This is a genomic window from Corynebacterium sp. UD i78, assembly GCF_056280545.1.
In genome coordinates this window covers 2474750-2490824 of record NZ_JBWCED010000001.1, presented here as the reverse complement: position 1 = coordinate 2490824, position 16075 = coordinate 2474750, and the positions used below count along the sequence as shown (strand labels likewise).

At 67.4% G+C, this 16075-nt stretch carries 14 protein-coding genes; 7 read left to right on the top strand and 7 right to left on the bottom strand.

Going from position 1 to position 16075, the window contains the following annotated elements; all coding sequences use genetic code 11:
* Position 1 precedes the first annotated feature (1 nt).
* Positions 2-1300, bottom strand: a complete 1299-nt coding sequence (locus tag ACZ9GM_RS11645; protein WP_476037911.1) for an alkane 1-monooxygenase — start codon at positions 1298-1300, stop codon at positions 2-4.
* Positions 1301-1797: 497 nt separating this feature from the next.
* Here ACZ9GM_RS11645 and ACZ9GM_RS11640 point away from each other — a divergent pair, with 497 nt between their 5' ends.
* Together ACZ9GM_RS11640 and lepB are read left to right on the top strand one after the other, a co-directional pair.
* Positions 1798-2691: an ABC transporter ATP-binding protein gene (locus ACZ9GM_RS11640; RefSeq protein ID WP_291475532.1), complete on the top strand. Its 894-nt coding sequence runs from the start codon at positions 1798-1800 to the stop codon at positions 2689-2691.
* Positions 2692-2762: 71 nt separating this feature from the next.
* Positions 2763-3497, top strand: a complete 735-nt coding sequence (gene lepB / locus ACZ9GM_RS11635; protein ID WP_476038358.1) for a signal peptidase I — start codon at positions 2763-2765, stop codon at positions 3495-3497.
* Here the strand turns inward: lepB and ACZ9GM_RS11630 are convergent.
* Positions 3494-4090, bottom strand: coding sequence for a response regulator (locus ACZ9GM_RS11630; RefSeq protein WP_476038357.1), 597 nt, complete (start codon positions 4088-4090; stop codon positions 3494-3496). The genes lepB and ACZ9GM_RS11630 overlap by 4 nt on opposite strands.
* A gap of 17 nt (positions 4091-4107) precedes the next feature.
* Complete coding sequence (locus ACZ9GM_RS11625; RefSeq protein ID WP_476037910.1) at positions 4108-5349, bottom strand: sensor histidine kinase; 1242 nt, start codon at positions 5347-5349, stop codon at positions 4108-4110.
* Positions 5350-5481: 132 nt separating this feature from the next.
* Here ACZ9GM_RS11625 and ACZ9GM_RS11620 point away from each other — a divergent pair, with 132 nt between their 5' ends.
* On the top strand, positions 5482-6546 hold the full coding sequence (locus tag ACZ9GM_RS11620) for an ABC transporter permease (RefSeq protein ID WP_476037909.1): 1065 nt from the start codon (positions 5482-5484) through the stop codon (positions 6544-6546).
* Positions 6546-7172 (top strand): ABC transporter ATP-binding protein, encoded by a 627-nt coding sequence (locus ACZ9GM_RS11615; RefSeq protein ID WP_291475527.1) that lies wholly within the window; start codon positions 6546-6548, stop codon positions 7170-7172. The genes ACZ9GM_RS11620 and ACZ9GM_RS11615 overlap by 1 nt, the downstream gene beginning before the upstream one ends.
* 11 nt (positions 7173-7183) lie before the next feature.
* On the opposite strand, the gene ACZ9GM_RS11610 is transcribed toward ACZ9GM_RS11615, so the two are convergent.
* A complete protein-coding gene (locus tag ACZ9GM_RS11610; protein ID WP_476037908.1) occupies positions 7184-8422 on the bottom strand; it encodes a dicarboxylate/amino acid:cation symporter in 1239 nt (412 codons plus the stop codon).
* Between the two features lie 109 nt (positions 8423-8531).
* Entirely contained in the window at positions 8532-10070 is a 1539-nt protein-coding gene (gene phoA, locus ACZ9GM_RS11605) for an alkaline phosphatase (protein WP_291475525.1), read from the bottom strand.
* A 97-nt stretch (positions 10071-10167) separates the two neighbouring features.
* On the opposite strand from phoA, the gene ACZ9GM_RS11600 reads away from it, so the two are divergent.
* Complete coding sequence (locus tag ACZ9GM_RS11600; RefSeq protein WP_476037907.1) at positions 10168-10587, top strand: hypothetical protein; 420 nt, start codon at positions 10168-10170, stop codon at positions 10585-10587.
* Here the strand turns inward: ACZ9GM_RS11600 and ACZ9GM_RS11595 are convergent.
* Together ACZ9GM_RS11595 and ACZ9GM_RS11590 are read right to left on the bottom strand one after the other, a co-directional pair.
* Positions 10584-12920 (bottom strand): hypothetical protein, encoded by a 2337-nt coding sequence (locus ACZ9GM_RS11595; RefSeq protein WP_476037906.1) that lies wholly within the window; start codon positions 12918-12920, stop codon positions 10584-10586. The genes ACZ9GM_RS11600 and ACZ9GM_RS11595 overlap by 4 nt on opposite strands.
* Before the next feature lie 132 nt (positions 12921-13052).
* The gene (locus tag ACZ9GM_RS11590) at positions 13053-13682 is read right to left on the bottom strand and encodes a sugar O-acetyltransferase (RefSeq protein ID WP_476037905.1); all 630 of its coding nucleotides are present in this window, start codon (positions 13680-13682) and stop codon (positions 13053-13055) included.
* A gap of 118 nt (positions 13683-13800) precedes the next feature.
* Between ACZ9GM_RS11590 and ACZ9GM_RS11585 the strand changes: the two genes are divergently transcribed.
* Together ACZ9GM_RS11585 and ACZ9GM_RS11580 are read left to right on the top strand one after the other, a co-directional pair.
* Positions 13801-15069: a cystathionine gamma-synthase gene (locus tag ACZ9GM_RS11585; protein WP_476037904.1), complete on the top strand. Its 1269-nt coding sequence runs from the start codon at positions 13801-13803 to the stop codon at positions 15067-15069.
* Positions 15066-15926, top strand: a complete 861-nt coding sequence (locus ACZ9GM_RS11580) for a hypothetical protein (protein WP_476037903.1) — start codon at positions 15066-15068, stop codon at positions 15924-15926. The genes ACZ9GM_RS11585 and ACZ9GM_RS11580 overlap by 4 nt, the downstream gene beginning before the upstream one ends.
* The last annotated feature ends 149 nt before the right edge of the window (positions 15927-16075 follow it).

Sequence of the window (16075 nt, the reverse complement as noted above, 5' to 3'; positions counted from 1 at the left end):
GTCAGGCCACCGTCGCCTTCTCGGCCCGGGCCTGCTCAGCGGCGATGCGGTTCCACTTCTTGCGGAGCTTCGCGGCCTTCGGCGGGTGCAGGTTCGCCCGCTCGATGTCGTAGTTGTAGTACTGCATGAGGCGCTTGTCCATGATCCAGGACCACACCGGCGGGACGGCGGCGGCGGCGATCATCGTCGCGTAGCCGGCGGGCAGCTCCGGGGCGAAGACATCCGAGCGCAGCGACTGGTAGCGGCGGGTCGGGTTGGCGTGGTGGTCGGAGTGACGCTGCAGCTGGTACAGGAAGATGTTGGTGGTGAGGTTGTCGGAGTTCCAGGAGTGCTCGGGGGAGCAGCGCTCGTAGCGTCCGTCCTCGAGCTTCTGACGCAGCAGACCGTAGTGCTCCAGGTAGTTCACGAACTCCAGCAGGGCGATGCCGATGACGGCCTGGAGGATCATGTAGGGCAGGATGCCTAAGCCGAAACCGACGACCAGGGCGACCCACAGGACGGCCGTGATGAGCCAGGCGTTCCAGACGTCGTTGTCCAGGTTGAACTGGCCCTTCTTGGAGCGGGCCAGGCGGGTCTTCTCGACGTTCCAGGCACGCGGGATCTGCTTCGGGATGGAGCGGATCAGGTAGACGTAGGCGTTCTCACCCATGCGGGAGCTCACCGGGTCTTCCGGGGTGGCGACCTTCACATGGTGGCCCTTGTTGTGCTCGACGTAGAAGTGGCCGTAGGCGGGGACGGCGAGGACGATCTTGGCGAGCCAGCGCTCGAAGCCGGTCTTCTTGTGGCCGAGCTCGTGGGCGGCGACGATGCCGATACCGGAGGTCATACCCATGGACCAGGCCAGGCCGAGGTTGTCGTACCAGGTCAGGTCACCGGAGGTCCACTTCCAGCAGCAGAGGAGGAGACTGGCGAGCATCACCGGGAAGTAGAGGTAGGAGACGATGCGGTAGTACTTCGTCTCCTCGAGCTGGGGGACGAACTCCTCGGGGGCGTTCTCGCCGTCACGGCCGAGGACGAAGTCGCCGATCGGGATGAGGACGAACACGGCCACGGGGCCGAGGAACCAGGTGGCATGCTGGAAGAACGCCGGGGCGTTGATGGCGATCATCCACTCGGCGAGAGCCCAGATGAAGATCGGGATGGCGGCCGGGACGATGCTGAAGATCCAGGCGTACTTCTTCTTGTCGATCCACTTCTGCTCGTCGGCGGTGAGGTGGTGTTCGTAGGTGGCGTCGGGACTTCCGTTGCCGCCGGCGGTGTCACCGCCGCCGGCGAGCGGCTTGGATTCGGTCGTAGTCATGTTCCCCTCCGGGGGTTGTGGTGCGTTCCGGAGGTGAGTGTGACCTTACCTCCGATGGGCTGCAGATTGTGTTCTGTAGCACACGTTCCAGATTGTGTTGTAGACCATACGAGATATTTTTGTGCGCAACAACCGATTCGGAAAAGATACTTTCGGGTATGTTGGCGCGACGCTGTGAAATGGGGAAATACGTCGGTGTAACAGTCTGTGCGAGTGCGGCGGGCGCCTCTGTGGTGACCTCCGTGACCGTCTGGTGGTGGCGTGAAGGCGTGTCCGAAGGTGGGCGCCGGGAACGACTCGACCGGTTGGTCGGGTCGACTGATTCCACCCCCTCGGGTCGCACCTGGGTCAGGAGCTGCGGGGTGGTTCGCCGGTGTCCTTCCACCCCGAGGCAACCGACCTGGAGAGGAGGACTCGCGATGCGCACCGCCGCGTACCAAGCAATGAGATTAGGAGTCCGTTAGACGGGAAAGGGCAGGTGGAGTAACCTGCCCCGCATGACTGAGACCACCACCGATGCCCCCGCCCCTGCACCCACCGACTCGCTCGAAGCCACAGCAGCCATCGTCATCGACGACGTCACGATCCGCCGCGGACCGAACACCCTCGTCGAGAGCTTCAGCGTCACCATCCCGACAGGTACGCACTGGGCGGTCCTCGGCCCCAACGGCGCCGGCAAGTCCACCATGCTCAAGATGGCCGGCGGGCGCCTCTACCCGACGACCGGCACGGTGCAGATCCTCGGTGAGGAACTCGGCCGCACCGCCGTCCAGGACCTGCAGAAGCGCATCGGCTACGTCGACCCGAAACAGCGGCTTGACGACCTCACCGCCGAGGAAATCGTGCTCTCCGGTGTCTCCGGCTCCAACGGTTACATCCAGCGCTTCAAGTACACCGACGAGCACCGCGTCCGCACCGCCGAGCTCCTCACGCTCGTCGACATGGGCCACCGTGCCGACCGCACCTGGCGGCAGATGAGCCAGGGCGAGAAGGCCCGCACCCTCATCGCCCGTGCTTTGGTCACCGAGCCGGAGATGCTGCTGCTCGACGAGCCCTCCACCGGCCTCGACCTGCCGGGACGCGAGACACTGTTGCGCGTCGTCGACGACCTGCGTGCGGCGATGCCGGGGCTCACCACCGTCCTGATCACCCACCATGTGGAGGAGGTCGCGGCGTCGACCACCGACGTGCTCATGGTCAAGAACGGTGGAGTGCTCGCCTCCGGTCCGACGGAGCAGGTCATGACGGCGGAGAACCTCGGCGTCCTCTATGACATGGACGTGCAGCTTGAACGCGTCCGCGGACGCTGGTTCGCGTTCAGCGACGGAGTCGGGACGTCCCGCGAGTCCCCTGAGGCGTTCCGCCACGTTCCGGCCGCGGGCACCGACTAGGGTGGCACGGGTGAGTGACGACAACGACAAGACCGTGCCGGACGCCGACACCGACGGAACCGCTGACACTGCTGAGGCGACCACGGCGGACACGTCCGACAGGTCCGCCAAGCCCGCGAAGGAGAGAGAAGCGCCCCGCCTGGGTCGAGTACACCGTCACCATCGTGGTGGCCCTGGCGATCCTCGGCCTGGTGAACACCTTCGTCGGACGCCTTTACCAGATCCCCTCAGAGTCGATGGAGCCCACGCTGGTCGGCTGTGAGGGCTGCACGGGTGACCGCATCGTCGTCGACAAGGTCTCCTACCGCTTCAGTGATCCGTCGCAGGGCGATGTCGTCGTCTTCGCCGCCCCTGAGGGCTGGGAGGACGGCTGGACCTCCGGACGCTCCGACAATGCGGTGATCAAGGCGGGACAGGACCTGCTCTCTGCCGTCGGATTGCTCGCCCCCGACGAATACACCCTGGTCAAGCGGGTCATCGCGACCGGAGGTCAGACCGTCCAGTGCCTCGAGGGTGATGAAGGTGTGATGGTCGACGGCGAGCAGGTCGACGACTCCTACATCCTGGATCCCCCCGCGTACAACGTCGATCCCCGGTCCGGTTCCGAGGCCTGCGGTGGCCCGTACTTCGGGCCGGTCACCGTCCCGGATGACGCCGTGTGGGTCATGGGTGACAACCGCACCAACTCCAAGGACTCCCGCTACCACCAGGACGCCGCGGACGGCGGTTCCGTCCCGGTCGACGACATCGTCGGCAAGGCGCAGTTCAAGGTCTGGCCGCTGAGCCGCATCGGCGGCATCAGCTAGATCAGCTTCCTGACCTGCGCTTCGGTCACTGCGGCGGTGCGGTTGTCGACTCCGAGTTTCCGGTAGATGTGTATCAGGTGGGTCTTCACCGTCGCCGGGGAGATGAACAGGGAGGACGCCACCTCCCGGTTGGACGCCCCCGTCGCCAACGCCCGGAGGATCTCGGTCTCCCGACGCGACAGGGCCAGGTCCGGATGGCCGACACGTCGGGCCAGGGCAGCGCCGACCTCAGGGGAGAAGGTCGGTTCACCACGGGCCGTGGACATCACCGCACGGTGGAGGTCAGTTTCCGGGGCGTCCTTGAGCAGGTAGCCGCGGGCCCCGGCAGCGAGCGACTCGACGATGTCCGCCTCACTGTCATAGGTCGTGAGGATGAGCACCGGGGGACCATCGGCGGCGACCAGTGCTTTTGTTGCGGTGATGCCGTCCATCCCCGCCATCTGGATGTCCATGACGATGACATCCAGGGTCGTGGCATCGGCGTCCACCGCTGCGGCACCGTCCGCACCTTCGGCGACCACGGTGATATCGCCGAAGCTGTCGAGGATTGCCCGTAGACCGGCGCGGACCACCGGGTGGTCGTCGACGAGCATCACCCGCACAGGACCGTTCACGGCTGCACATCCCCGGTCGGCACGCGCACGGCGACGACGGTGCCGGCCACCGTGCCGGCCACCGTGCCGGACACGGTGGAGTCCACGGTGAACTCGCCGCCCACAGCGGCCACCCGGTCCCGCATCCCGGCGATGCCGTAGCCGCCCATCTCGGTACGCTGCACGGACGCCGGGTCGAAGCCGCAGCCGTCATCGAAGACGTCGAGGGTCGCCTCGGTGTCCCACACCCCGAGAGTCACCCGGATGCGGGACGCCCCGGCATGGTCCACCGCATTCGTCACCGCCTCCTGCGCCACCCGCAGCAGTACCTCGCTGACCGGGGCGGGGAGTGCCGTGGCCTCCGCCTCCTCCGCGTCGAGGTCGACCGTGGTGGACGCCCCCAGCGCCCGGGCGCGCCTGGCAGCGTCCTGGGTGAGCTGGCGCAATGACTGAGACAAGGGGGTCGTCGTCATGGCGGCCGCACATTCGGCGACCAGCGCCCGGGTCTGGATGAGGTTGTCGTGGGCGGTGGAGGTGATGACGCTGAGCTGGTCGGTGGCATCCCCGGTCCGTCCCTGGTCAATGGCGGTCCGGGCGGCGCGGGAGAGCAGCAGGACAGAGTTGAAGCCCTGGGCGAGGGTGTCGTGGATCTCGCGGGAGAGCCGTTCACGCTCGGCGAGGCGTCCTGCCTGGTTCTCCGCGGCGAGCAGCCGGTCGCGGGTGGCGACGAGCTGCTCGGCGACCTGCCGGTGGTGTTCGACCTCCCGGGTGAGCCGCAGGTAGGTCCAGTAGGCCACTCCGGCGAAGAGCACGCCGATCGCCGGGCCGAGGACGCCGCCCACACCACTGCGCTGCCCGGTGATCAGCGGAACACCGGCGGCCACCACCCAGCATCCGACGACGGCCAGCGCCCCGGCGACCGACCCGGTGAGCGACAGGACGACGAAGACGAGGGGGAAGAGCAGCCACACGGCGTCTGCGGAGAGACCGACGAGCACCGCCCACAGCCCCAGCGCCACGGCCAGCCAGGGCAGCGCGAACCGTCGCAGGCCAGGACTGGTCTGTCCGGCCACCGTCCCCGCGAGGTACACGACAGCCAGCAGGGCGGTGAGGACGATGACCGCGATCCGGCGGGCGGGGGAGGCGTCGGCGGCGTCGGAGGCGAAGAACTGCACCAGGGAGACGACGAGCAGGGCGGCGAAGACAAGGTGCAGGGCGAGCCGGAGGGTCTCCAGCAACTGGGCGAGCGGGGTGGTCACGACCTCCAGCGTAGGGCGGGCGACGGGGCCGGGGGATCGACCGATCGGTTGAGAAACAGACCACCCGCCGGGGCGATGTGCCGCAGCGTCCCGGGGCGAAGCATGGGACTCGGCAACAGAAAGGAGAATGCCGTGTACCTGGCATTCCGGGACATCCGCGCCGCCACCGGCCGATTCGTCCTCATCGGGTCCGTCGTCGGACTCGTCACCCTGCTCATCGTCATGCTCACCGGACTCACCGCGGGCCTGGGGAAGCAGAACACCTCCGCCCTCGAGGCTCTCCACCCCGACCGGTTCATCGGTACCACCGGTGAAGACGGCTCCTTCTCCTTCACCGGATCCTCAGTCGGACAGGACGCCGCGACCACCTGGGCAGGGACCACCGGGGTGGACGCCGTGACGCCGTTGGGCATCACCCAGACCAGGATGGCCGCCAGTGACGGCGGGACACGCTCCACCGGAACCGTCGCCGTCTTCGGTCTGCCCGCCGGGACCACGGTGGGCGGGGCGACGGTGTCCGCCGACGCCGCGCTGCTGCCCCCGGCTCTCAGGGGCATCACCGGGGACGCCACCTCCGTCGACCTGGGTGGTGTCGACGTGCCGGTCGCCCCCTCCACCGCCCCTGAACTGCAGTACAGTCACCTGCCGGTGGCACTGGTGGATCTCGGCACCTGGCAGGCCGTCGCCCACACCGATGACCCGACCGTGCTCATGGCCGACGGTTCCTCCGCCGACTGGGACGCCACCGCAGCCGCCACCGGCACCACCGCCCTCACGGTGAAGGACTCCTTCTCCGGGTTGAGCGCCTACACCTCTGAGCGTGGTTCCCTGGTCGCGATCCAGGGGCTGCTCTACGGCATCTCCGCGCTGGTCATCGTGGCCTTCCTGTCCGTCTGGACGATTCAGCGGACCCGCGACATCGCCGTGCTGCGGGCACTGGGGGCAACGAAGGCCTATGTCTTCCGTGACGCTCTCGGCCAGGCGGTCGTGGTCCTCGCCGCCGGAGTGGCGGTGGGCGCACTCGCCGGGCTGGGGCTCGGCACAGTCGCCGGGTCCATGGTGCCTTTCAGTCTGTCCGCGTCGACCGTGGTGGTGCCGTCGACCGGCGTCCTCATCCTCGGTGTGGTCGGCGCACTCGTCGCCACCCGCCGCGTCCTGTCCACCGATCCCCGCATCGCCATGGAGGCGACATCCTGATGACGAACACACTCACCCTGACCGACGTCAGTGTCCGCTACCCCGACGGTGACCGCACCGTCACCGCACTCGACCATGTCTCTCTCACCGCCGCGCCGGGGACTGTCACGGCAGTGGTCGGCGAGTCCGGCTGCGGCAAGTCCACACTGCTCTCCGTCGCCGCCGGACTCACCGTCCCGGACGCAGGGCAGGTGCACCGCGACCGCACCGGCATGGTCTTCCAGTCCGCGAATCTCTTCAGTTCGCTACGGGTCCGTGAGCAGCTGCTCATCGTCGACCACATCCAGGGCAGGCGTCCTGGTGCCACAGAGAAGAGGAAGGCTGACGCACTGCTGGAGCGCGTCGGCCTGGGCGGGTACGGTGACCGCCGCGTCCACCAGCTCTCCGGTGGTCAGCGCCAGCGGGTGAATATCGCCCGCGCGCTCACCGGATCCCCCCGGGTGCTGCTTGCCGACGAACCGACCTCGGCACTGGACGCCGCGCTCTCCCGCACGATCGTCGAGCTGCTCCGTGGTCTCACCGACGAGCTCGGACTGGCGACCGTCCTCGTCACCCACGACCGTAGCCAGCTCGATGTTGCGGATGCCGTGGTGACGCTGCGTGACGGGGCAGTCGTGGCGTCCTGATCAGTTCTGGATCAGTTCCGGGCGTCCGTGATGGACTCGGCGGCGGCCTCGTTGATCTCCGCCTCGCGGGAGTCCATCCCGAGCTGACCGCCTGAGATCTTGTTGACGATCAGGGCGATCGCGCCGTCGCCGGTGACGTTCGCGGCGGTGCCGAAGGAGTCGATGGCGATGTAGGCCGCGATCATGATGGCGATCTGGTCCTGGTCGAAGCCGAGCTGGTCACCGAGGACGCCGACGGCGGCCATGATCGCACCGCCGGGCACACCCGGGGCGGCGATCATCATGATGCCGAGCAGCAGCAGGAAGCCGATGAACTTCCCGGCGGAGACGTCCATGTCGAACATGTGGATCACGGCCAGGGCGAAGAGGCTGATCTTCATCATCGAGCCGGCGAGGTGGATCGTCGCACACAGCGGGACGGTGAAGCCGGCGACGTTCGGGGAGACACCGTTCTTCTTCGTGGCTTCCAGGGTGACCGGGATGGTCGCCGCCGAGGAGGAGGTGCCGAGCGCGGTGGCGTAGGCGGGCATCATCGTCCACAGGGCCTTGAAGGGGTTCGTCTTCGTGATCGCGCCGGTGACCAGGTACTGGGCGATGACCAGAAGGACCGTCATGACGACGGCGAGGATGAGGACCTTGATGAACGCACCGATGACGTCCAGCAGGGTGCCGTTCATGCCCATGCCGAGGAAGGTGCCGAAGACGAACAGCGGCAGCAGCGGGATGACGAAGACCTTGATGACCTTCATGACGATGCCCTCGAGCTCGTTCACGCCGGCACGGAGGACCTCGGAGCGCACCGCGGTCATCGCCAGGCCGATGCAGAAGGCGAGGATGAGGGCGGTCATCACCTCGAAGGGTGCGGGCATCTCGATGTCGAAGTAGGTGGTCAGCGCACCTTCGTCGATGTCATCGAGGGTGTCGAGTGACTTGTCGCCGAGCAGCCAGTTGTAGGACGCCGAGGCGACACCGAAGGCGGCGAGACCCGAGATGATGGTGGACGCGTAGGCGATGCCGGCGGTGAGGCCCAGCCACTTGCCTGCGCCGCGGCCGATGTTGGCGATCGCCGGGGTGATCAGCGAGAAGATGAGGACCGGGATGAACAGTCCGAGGAAGTTGCTGAACAGTCCGTTGAAGGTCACGAACACGCGGCCCAGCCAGTCCGGGAAGAACAGGCTGCAGAGGATGCCGAGGATGATGGCGACCACAATGCGGAAGAGCAGCATGCCGCTGAGTTTCTTGAACGTCATGGGGTGACTGTAGGACGCTGCCACCATGTGAAACAAGATGTTCACATGGTGGCAGGGGTAGAGTGTGGCGGTCGGTGTGGGTCGGTGACCGCGTCCGGGGGAACTACAACTAGTCCTCGAGCCCCAGTGCGTCCGCGATGGTGAAGTGCAGGTCGGTCTGGTCGGTCAGGCCGGTGGCGTTTGCCGCGCCCGGGCCGTAGGCCGCGAGGCGCAGCTGGGTGCCGGTGTGACCCTGGTCGGTGGTGTCCTGGTTGTCGGAGGTGGCGTAGGCGACGGTCATCTCCGAGCCGTCCTTCGTGGTGAGATTGCGGGACAGACCCGGGTAGACGGAGGCGCGGGCCTCTTCGACGGAGACGCCGGCGTCCTCGGCGATGCCCTCGATGTCCTCCTCCGACACCGGGGCGACGATCTGGCTGGTGTGCGCGTGATCGGCGGTGACGAGGACGAGGGTCTCGCCGTCGGCCTCGGCGAACTCGAGGGCCTTCTGCACCGCCTCGTCGAGGTCGACGGTCTCGCCGATCTGTCCGCAGGGGTTCGCCGCGTGGTCCTCCTTGTCGATCGAGGCACCTTCGACCTGCAGGAAGAAGCCGTTCTCCTTGCCGTTGTCGTTCTCGGAGAGCAGGTCGATGGCCTTGGAGGTCATGTCGGCGAGCAGCGGCACCTCGGCGGTGCGCTCCGGGTTGTCGGTGCAGGTCTCCGCGGGCTGGAGGTAGCCCTCCTTCACTGCCTTCTCACCTTCCCAACGTACCGGCATATTGCCGTCGCTGAACAGGCCGAGGACCGGGGCGTCCTGGTCGGCGGCGGTGATCTCGTCGAGCTCGGCGGCGGTCGTCGGCAGCTGGTAGCCACGTTCGGTGGCCTGCTCGATGAGGGTCTTCCCCTCCCAGTCGCCGGCTTTGGCGGTCTGTCCGAAGCTTTCGGCGCCACCACCGAGGGTGACGTCGGCGCGGGTGTCGAGGATCTGCTCGGAAATGGAGCCGGAGCCCCCGTTCTCCAGCAGGTCATCGCCGCATTTCTCGGTGTCCTCCGGGCCGTAGCACTTGCGCTGTTCGACGTGTGCGGCCTGGACGGCGGGGGTGGCGTCCTGGATCTCGGCGGTGGAGACATTGCCGGTGGCCAGGCCGGCGTCCTTCGCCTTCTCGATGAGGTTCTGCTGCGCCTCGCCGTGGATGTCGACGCCGATCGCGCCGTTGTAGCTCTTTGTCCCGGTGGCCCAGGCGGTGCCGGACGCGGCGGAGTCGGTGACGTAGTTCGGCGAGCCGTCCTTGTTCAGTGAATAGTGGGTGTACTGGCCGGAGACGGGGAGGGCGTCGATGCCGGCGAACTGGCCGGCGGCGCCTTCGGCGTAGTTACGTGCGGCGGTGATCTCGGAATCGCCCATGCCGTCGCCGATGAGGAGGATGACGTTCTTCGCGCCGGCGTCGCGCATGGCGTCCCGGATGTAGTCGGTCTGGTCGCCGTCGAGGCGTCGGGCACCACCGTTGGTGGTGATGTCGCCGTCGGCGGAGCGCTCGGCGAGGGCGCCGGCTTCGGAGGACGCCGCAGTGGCAGTGCTGTCGGTGCTGTCGTCATCCCCACTGCTGCAGGCGGCGGTGACGAGGAGGGTGGAGGCGCCGAGGGCGGCGAGAACTGTTCGTGAAACGGTCATGCTGCAGGACGCTACGGGCGACCGGTGAATCGGTTATGAGCGCAGAAGTACGAGGTTCTTAACATGAGATGAACAGCCGTATAATCTACTCTTCCCCATGACGTTCACCTCATCGATCAAACACGTCCTCTCCCGTGGCGCCGTCGCCGCCGCCGGGACGCCGGACATCGACGACCGCTTCTCGGTCGAAGGTGCTCTCGCCGACAGGCAGCCGACGAAGATGCTCAGTTACTCCACCGAGGCAGCGTCGACGGAGGACACGACGTCCGGCGGCCTTGACTACTCCAGTCGTGAAGTGGCGGGGCAGGGCTACCCGGCGCTCGACGGTGACGAGGTCACCGGCGTGTGCCACACCTTCTCCGAGGACTGCGACGAGACCGCCGGGAAGCCGGTGAAGGACGAGAGGTGGTTCTCTGACATCTGTGCAGGTACACGTGTCGGCACCAGTGCAGCTACCGGTACCGGTAGCGACACTGCAGCACGCTCGGTTCTGGTGCCGACAAGGGGGAGTGACTAGGAGGTGGCCTCGTCGGCGCCCTCAGTGTCCTCAGTGTCCTCACTGTCCTCAGTGTCCTCAGCGGGATCGTCGACCGGCTCGCCGCTGGTGGCACCGGATTCGTCAGTCGGCTCGTCATCCTGGGTGGGGGACGCGGCGGTCGACCCGGGAGAGGGGTCGGTGGCACCGCCCGATTCCGCAGGTGCCGTAGTCCCGGCGGACGGACGGGCCACGGTCGTGTCGGTGGGTTCACCGGAGCGCCGGCTGGTGGCGTCGTTCTCGTCCAGGCCCTGGCCCGCCGGCGTGGTGGACGTGGAAGACCCGTCGGAAGCGGAACCTGAGCCGTCAGCCGATCGGCCGGCTGCTTCCTCTCCGCAGTCCTCGTTGTCCCCGGACTCCCCGGACTCCCCGGACTCGTCTGTACCGTCAGCGGTGTCGCAGGTGCCGGTGCCGTCCTCTGCATCGTCGGCGGATTCATCATCCTTGCCGAGACCCAGCAGATCACCGATCCACTTCAGATCGGACGGCAGCGTGACGCTCTTGGCCCAGTTCGTGAAGATCCGGTCCGGACGGGTGAGATCGTCCAGGGTGACCGTGCCCAGGCCGAAGGCGTTGTCCCAGGTCACGAGGCTGACCTTGGGGAGCAGGCCGGTGTCGGCATCGTCGGCGATCTTCTCGATCTGCGGCAGACTGAGCAGGTTCGGACGAGTCGAACCGTTGACGTCGACGCCCGGGAAGAAGACCACGCGGTGGCCGAACCACTCCACGGTCACCGGCTCGCGCAGACCGTAGTCCGAGGTCAACCAGGCTGCCGTGGTCTGCCGCGTGGTTTTCTCGGTGACTGCGTCACCGTCCTCGTCGAGGAGCGGGTTGCCCTCGTCATCGAGCACCGGAACCTCGACCTCCTCGGTCGTGACGTTCCTGGTCAGACGGACAAAGTCCTTGGCGAACTTCAGGCGTCCTTCCTCGCTGGTGATGTTGGTCATCAGGTCGTCGAGGAACGGGGTGGATCCAGCGTCCCCGGTGAGCTGCTTGACCAGGGCATCATTACCGAGGACGAGGGAGGACAGGTCGGTCAGGCCCCACTGGGTCTGGCGGGATTCTCCGACGACCGGGTCGCGCAGGTCCTCGTAGCGGTCGAAGGTGCCCAGGATGTTTGTGCAGGAGCCGAGGCCTTCAGCGGTGGCGGACGCGGAGATGCCGAAGCAGGAGACCTCCTTGAGCTTCGGGATGTCGAGGTTCTCGGCGGTGTCGAGGAGGTCCATGACCTCGTCGCCGGCGTACTTCTCGATGCCCAGATCGCGGAGCTTGGTGAGGTCGAGCGCCTGGCCGAACCAGGTCAGGCCGATCTCGTTGGTGTCCATGTTCAGTGCGGTGGAGATGCCGAGGGTGGAGTGCGCGATAGAGCTGCGTCCCTGGTCGGCACCGGCGAGAGCAGCGGCCGGAAGGCCGAAGAGCTTCTTGGCCTCGGCCAGGGCATTGCCGTCGCGCATCGCGGCGGCGACACTGATGCCGTCGCCGGCGATCGTGGCGGTGCCGCGGGGGCCGGAGGACGCCAGGTCGGGCAGCTCGACGGGGCGGGACGCGTCGTAGGTGTGGCCGGTGAGGTACTCGGCGATCTTCAGGGCGTCGGCGCGCCTCTCGAGGTTGGCGTCGTACTCGACGCTGACGGTTTCCCAGCCGATGCATAACCCGAGAAACCACTTGTTGCACTCTCCTCTTTCACTACGGTAGGCGGCCTCGTACGGCAACGCCGCATCAGCCTGCACCTGCTCGTAGGAGCTGTACTCACCGAGCTTCGACGGGTCGATCCGCGGCAGGCCGAGCGCGCCGACGACGCTCTTGATGGTGTCGCTTCCCAGCGCAGCCGCGCTGAGGATCTCGAAGAGGTTCCGCTCGCCGAGCTCGTAGGTGTAACCGAGGATCTTGATGTCATCACCCAGGTCAACGGTCACGTTCTCCGCGGCAGACCCCAGTTCAATGTTGTCCGGCAGGACAATGGCGATGCCGTCGCCGGTCGCCCGGGAGCAGTCCGCGACCGCCACCGGGCGGGCGTCCTCCGAACCCTCCTCGGGCACCGGGGTGGAGCCGTCGGCGTTGCGGCAGACCTCGAGGTAGTCAAGGATCATGTCGTTGTTCAGCAGGTCATCGAGCTGATCCATGCTGAAGTCGCCGGTGTAGGAGTTCGCCGCAGATGCCGACGGGCCGACCGCCACGCCGACGCCCAGTGCGGTGACCGCGCCGAGACTGAGGATGCTGGTACGCCACTTCTTCCGCTGCATCGCGGTGGTGGCGAGCCCGGTGCGGGCGGATCGGGTGGAACGGGAAGCGGCGCGGTGGCGGGCGGAGCTCATGCAGGGAGCCTTTCGGTGGCGGAGTAGAAACTTCACCCGCACCAACCGGTTGCCCGGTTCTCCTGTTACCGGGGGTCGGCACCGGTGTTAAGTTGCTACCCCTAACCGTTCGGCGCGCAGGTGCCCGCTGTCCTACAGTTCCCGGATCACCCGCGCCGGCGTCCCCACGGCCAGCACCCCGGACGGCAGATCGCGGGTCACCACGGCACCCGCACCGACTACCACGTTGTCGCCGATGGTCACCCCGGCGCATACCGTGACATTCCCGCCGAACCAGCAGTTCTCGCCGATGGTGATCGGCGCCCCGTACTCCCAGCCCGTCGCGCGCAGCGCATGGTCGGTCAGCGGGTGCAGCGGCGTGAGGAGCTGCACGCCCGGCCCGATCCGCGTGTCCTTACCTATACGCACCGGGCAGACGTCGAGGATCGTGGCGTCCACGTTGAGGAACACGCGATCACCCAGGTGGATGTTCGGCCCGTAGTCCACCCGCAGCCCGGGCCAGACCACGGCGTCCTTCCCGACCGAGCCGAGCAGGTCGCTCAGTATTTCCTCGTAGGACGCCACGTCCGCCGGGTCGGTCTGACCCAGTTTCCAGCATGCCGAACGGGCGGCCAGGCCCGCGGCGGCGATCTCCGGGTCATCGGCGTGGTACAGCTCCCCGGCGACCATGCGGTCCCACATGGAGCGCGGATCGGCGTCCACCTCAGCACGGAGGGCGGCGTCCGGAGCAGCGGGCACGGCGGCAGGATCAGATTCAACCATGCCAGACAGTATGCCGGACGCCGTGCCAGACAGCTCTGTCCGATAGGATGGCCTGCGCATGCACTGTCCCGGAACGTCGACCCGGGGCAACGACGAGAAGCACCCAGGAGAACACCCGATGACCAGCGCCGATCAGGCACAGCACGCCGAGCACGAGAACCGGGCGGACGCCGGTACCGCCGCGCGACGCGAGGCCGCACTCACGGCCGCGGCCCGGCTGACCGACGCCACCGGCCGCCCCTTCGGGTTCAACACCAACGCCATCCACTCCGGTTACGAGCCGGACGGCCAGACCGGTGCGGTCAACGTGCCCGTCTACACCTCCACCACCTACGCCCAGGACGGGGTGGCGCAGCTCCGCGGCGGTTTCGAGTACTCCCGCTGCGGCAACCCGACCGTCACCGCCGTCGAGCAGGCCGTCGCCGCCCTCGAAGGTGCCCGCTTCGGCCGCGCCTTCGGCTCCGGCATGGCCGCCACCGACACCCTGCTGCGTGCCCTGCTGCGCCCCGGCGACCACCTGATCCTCGGATCCGACGCCTACGGCGGAACCTTCCGCCTCATCGACACCACCTACAAGGAGTGGGGCGTCACCTGCTCCATCGTCGACACCGCCGACACCGCCCAGATTGTCGGGGCACTGGGTCCGGAGACGAAGCTGGTCTGGCTGGAAACGCCGACCAACCCGATGCTCGGCATCACCGACATCGCCGCCACCGCCGCCGCGATCAAGGACGCCGGCCACGGTGCGAAGCTTGTCGTCGACAACACCTTCGCCAGCCCCTACCTGCAGAATCCGCTGGCCCTCGGCGCGGACGTCGTCATGCACTCCACCACGAAGTACCTCGGCGGACATTCCGACGTGGTCGGCGGTGTGGTCGTCACCAATGACGAGGATCTCGACGGTGAACTGCTGTTCCTGCAGGGTGGAGTGGGTGCGGTGCCCGGCCCCTTCGACGCCTACCTCACCTACCGCGGGATCAAGACCCTCGGCGTACGCATGGACCGCCACTGTGCGAACGCCCAGGCTGTCGCCGAGTTCCTGCAGTCCCGGCCCGAGATCCACACCGTCCTCTACCCGGGCCTGCCGGACCACCCCGGCCACGACATCGCCGCGCAGCAGATGAAGGGCTTCGGCGCGATGGTCTCTGTCCGCTTCGCCGGAGGGGAGGACGCCGCCCTGAAGTTCTGCGAGTCCACCCGGCTGATCTGCCTGGCGGAGTCGCTCGGTGGTGTGGAGTCCCTGCTGGAGCACCCGTCGAAGATGACCCACCAGTCCGCCGCCGGCTCCGCCCTCGAGGTGCCCGATGACCTTGTGCGCATCTCCATCGGCATCGAGGACATCGACGACCTGATCGCCGACCTCACCCAGGCGCTCGACGCTCTGTGAGTGAGCGCCTGTATGACCCCGCCGACTGCTGCATCGGCATCCGAGCAGGACACAGCATCATCCATGTGACGGTGTGGCACCCGCAGTGGGGCTCGGCGAAGACCGCGGCGCTGCGTGCGGGACTGTTCGGTGCAGCTGTTTCTCCGGATGCCGCTCCCTCTGCCATGTCTTCTGGCGAGAACGCCACCCCGGACCCGGCGGTGGCGCGTCAGCTGCTGGAGGACGCCCTGGGTACCGCGACTGTCGCGACCTGGATCGGTTCGATCGAGGTCACCGACCATAGCCCGGACCGCGCCGTGAGCATGGCTGACCTGCGCGGGCTCGTGACGCGCATGGCGTCCTCCGCGAAGGATCCGGACGGGCATCCGACGCACACCGAGCTACGTATGGAGGTCAACGGGGCGGACGCGGTGGTGCGCACGATCGTGCCGCTGGCGCCGACGGTCGCCCCGGGCCGTAACCACCATGTCGCGGTGACGCTGCATATCGACCCGCTCCGCTCGACGGAGCTCACCGGCGCGCAGGTCCGCTCCACCGTTCTTGCGCTGGAGGACGCCCTGTCGGCCACCGTCCGGGAGAACCGTGCGGGGCTGCTCGTCGCTGTGGTCCACCAGGAGGGTGCCGGGACCGGTGAACCCGGGGCCGGACTGGATGGCGTGGGCCGGCAGGACGCGGTGACGCTGCACTACTACCTGGGTATCGGCGCAGGTGACAGTGCCGACATGGCTGGTGGAGCCGACCTCGACCACATCCTCAACTCCCTGCGCGCCACGGTCTCCACCTGGGAACTCGGCGAGGCGTCCCTCGATGATGAGGTCGACCCGACCTGGACCGCGGTGCAGCGCTACCGGGTGTAGGTGTTTCCTCCGCCTGCCGTTTCCCGTTTCCTCGGTGACTCCTCCCCGCCTTCCGCCGTGCAGCAGATCTGCGGAGTGTGTGAATGATTACACGCCAGCGTTCCCGCGTGCACTGATGTGTGACTGGGTGTGTGACTGGGTGTGAGTGA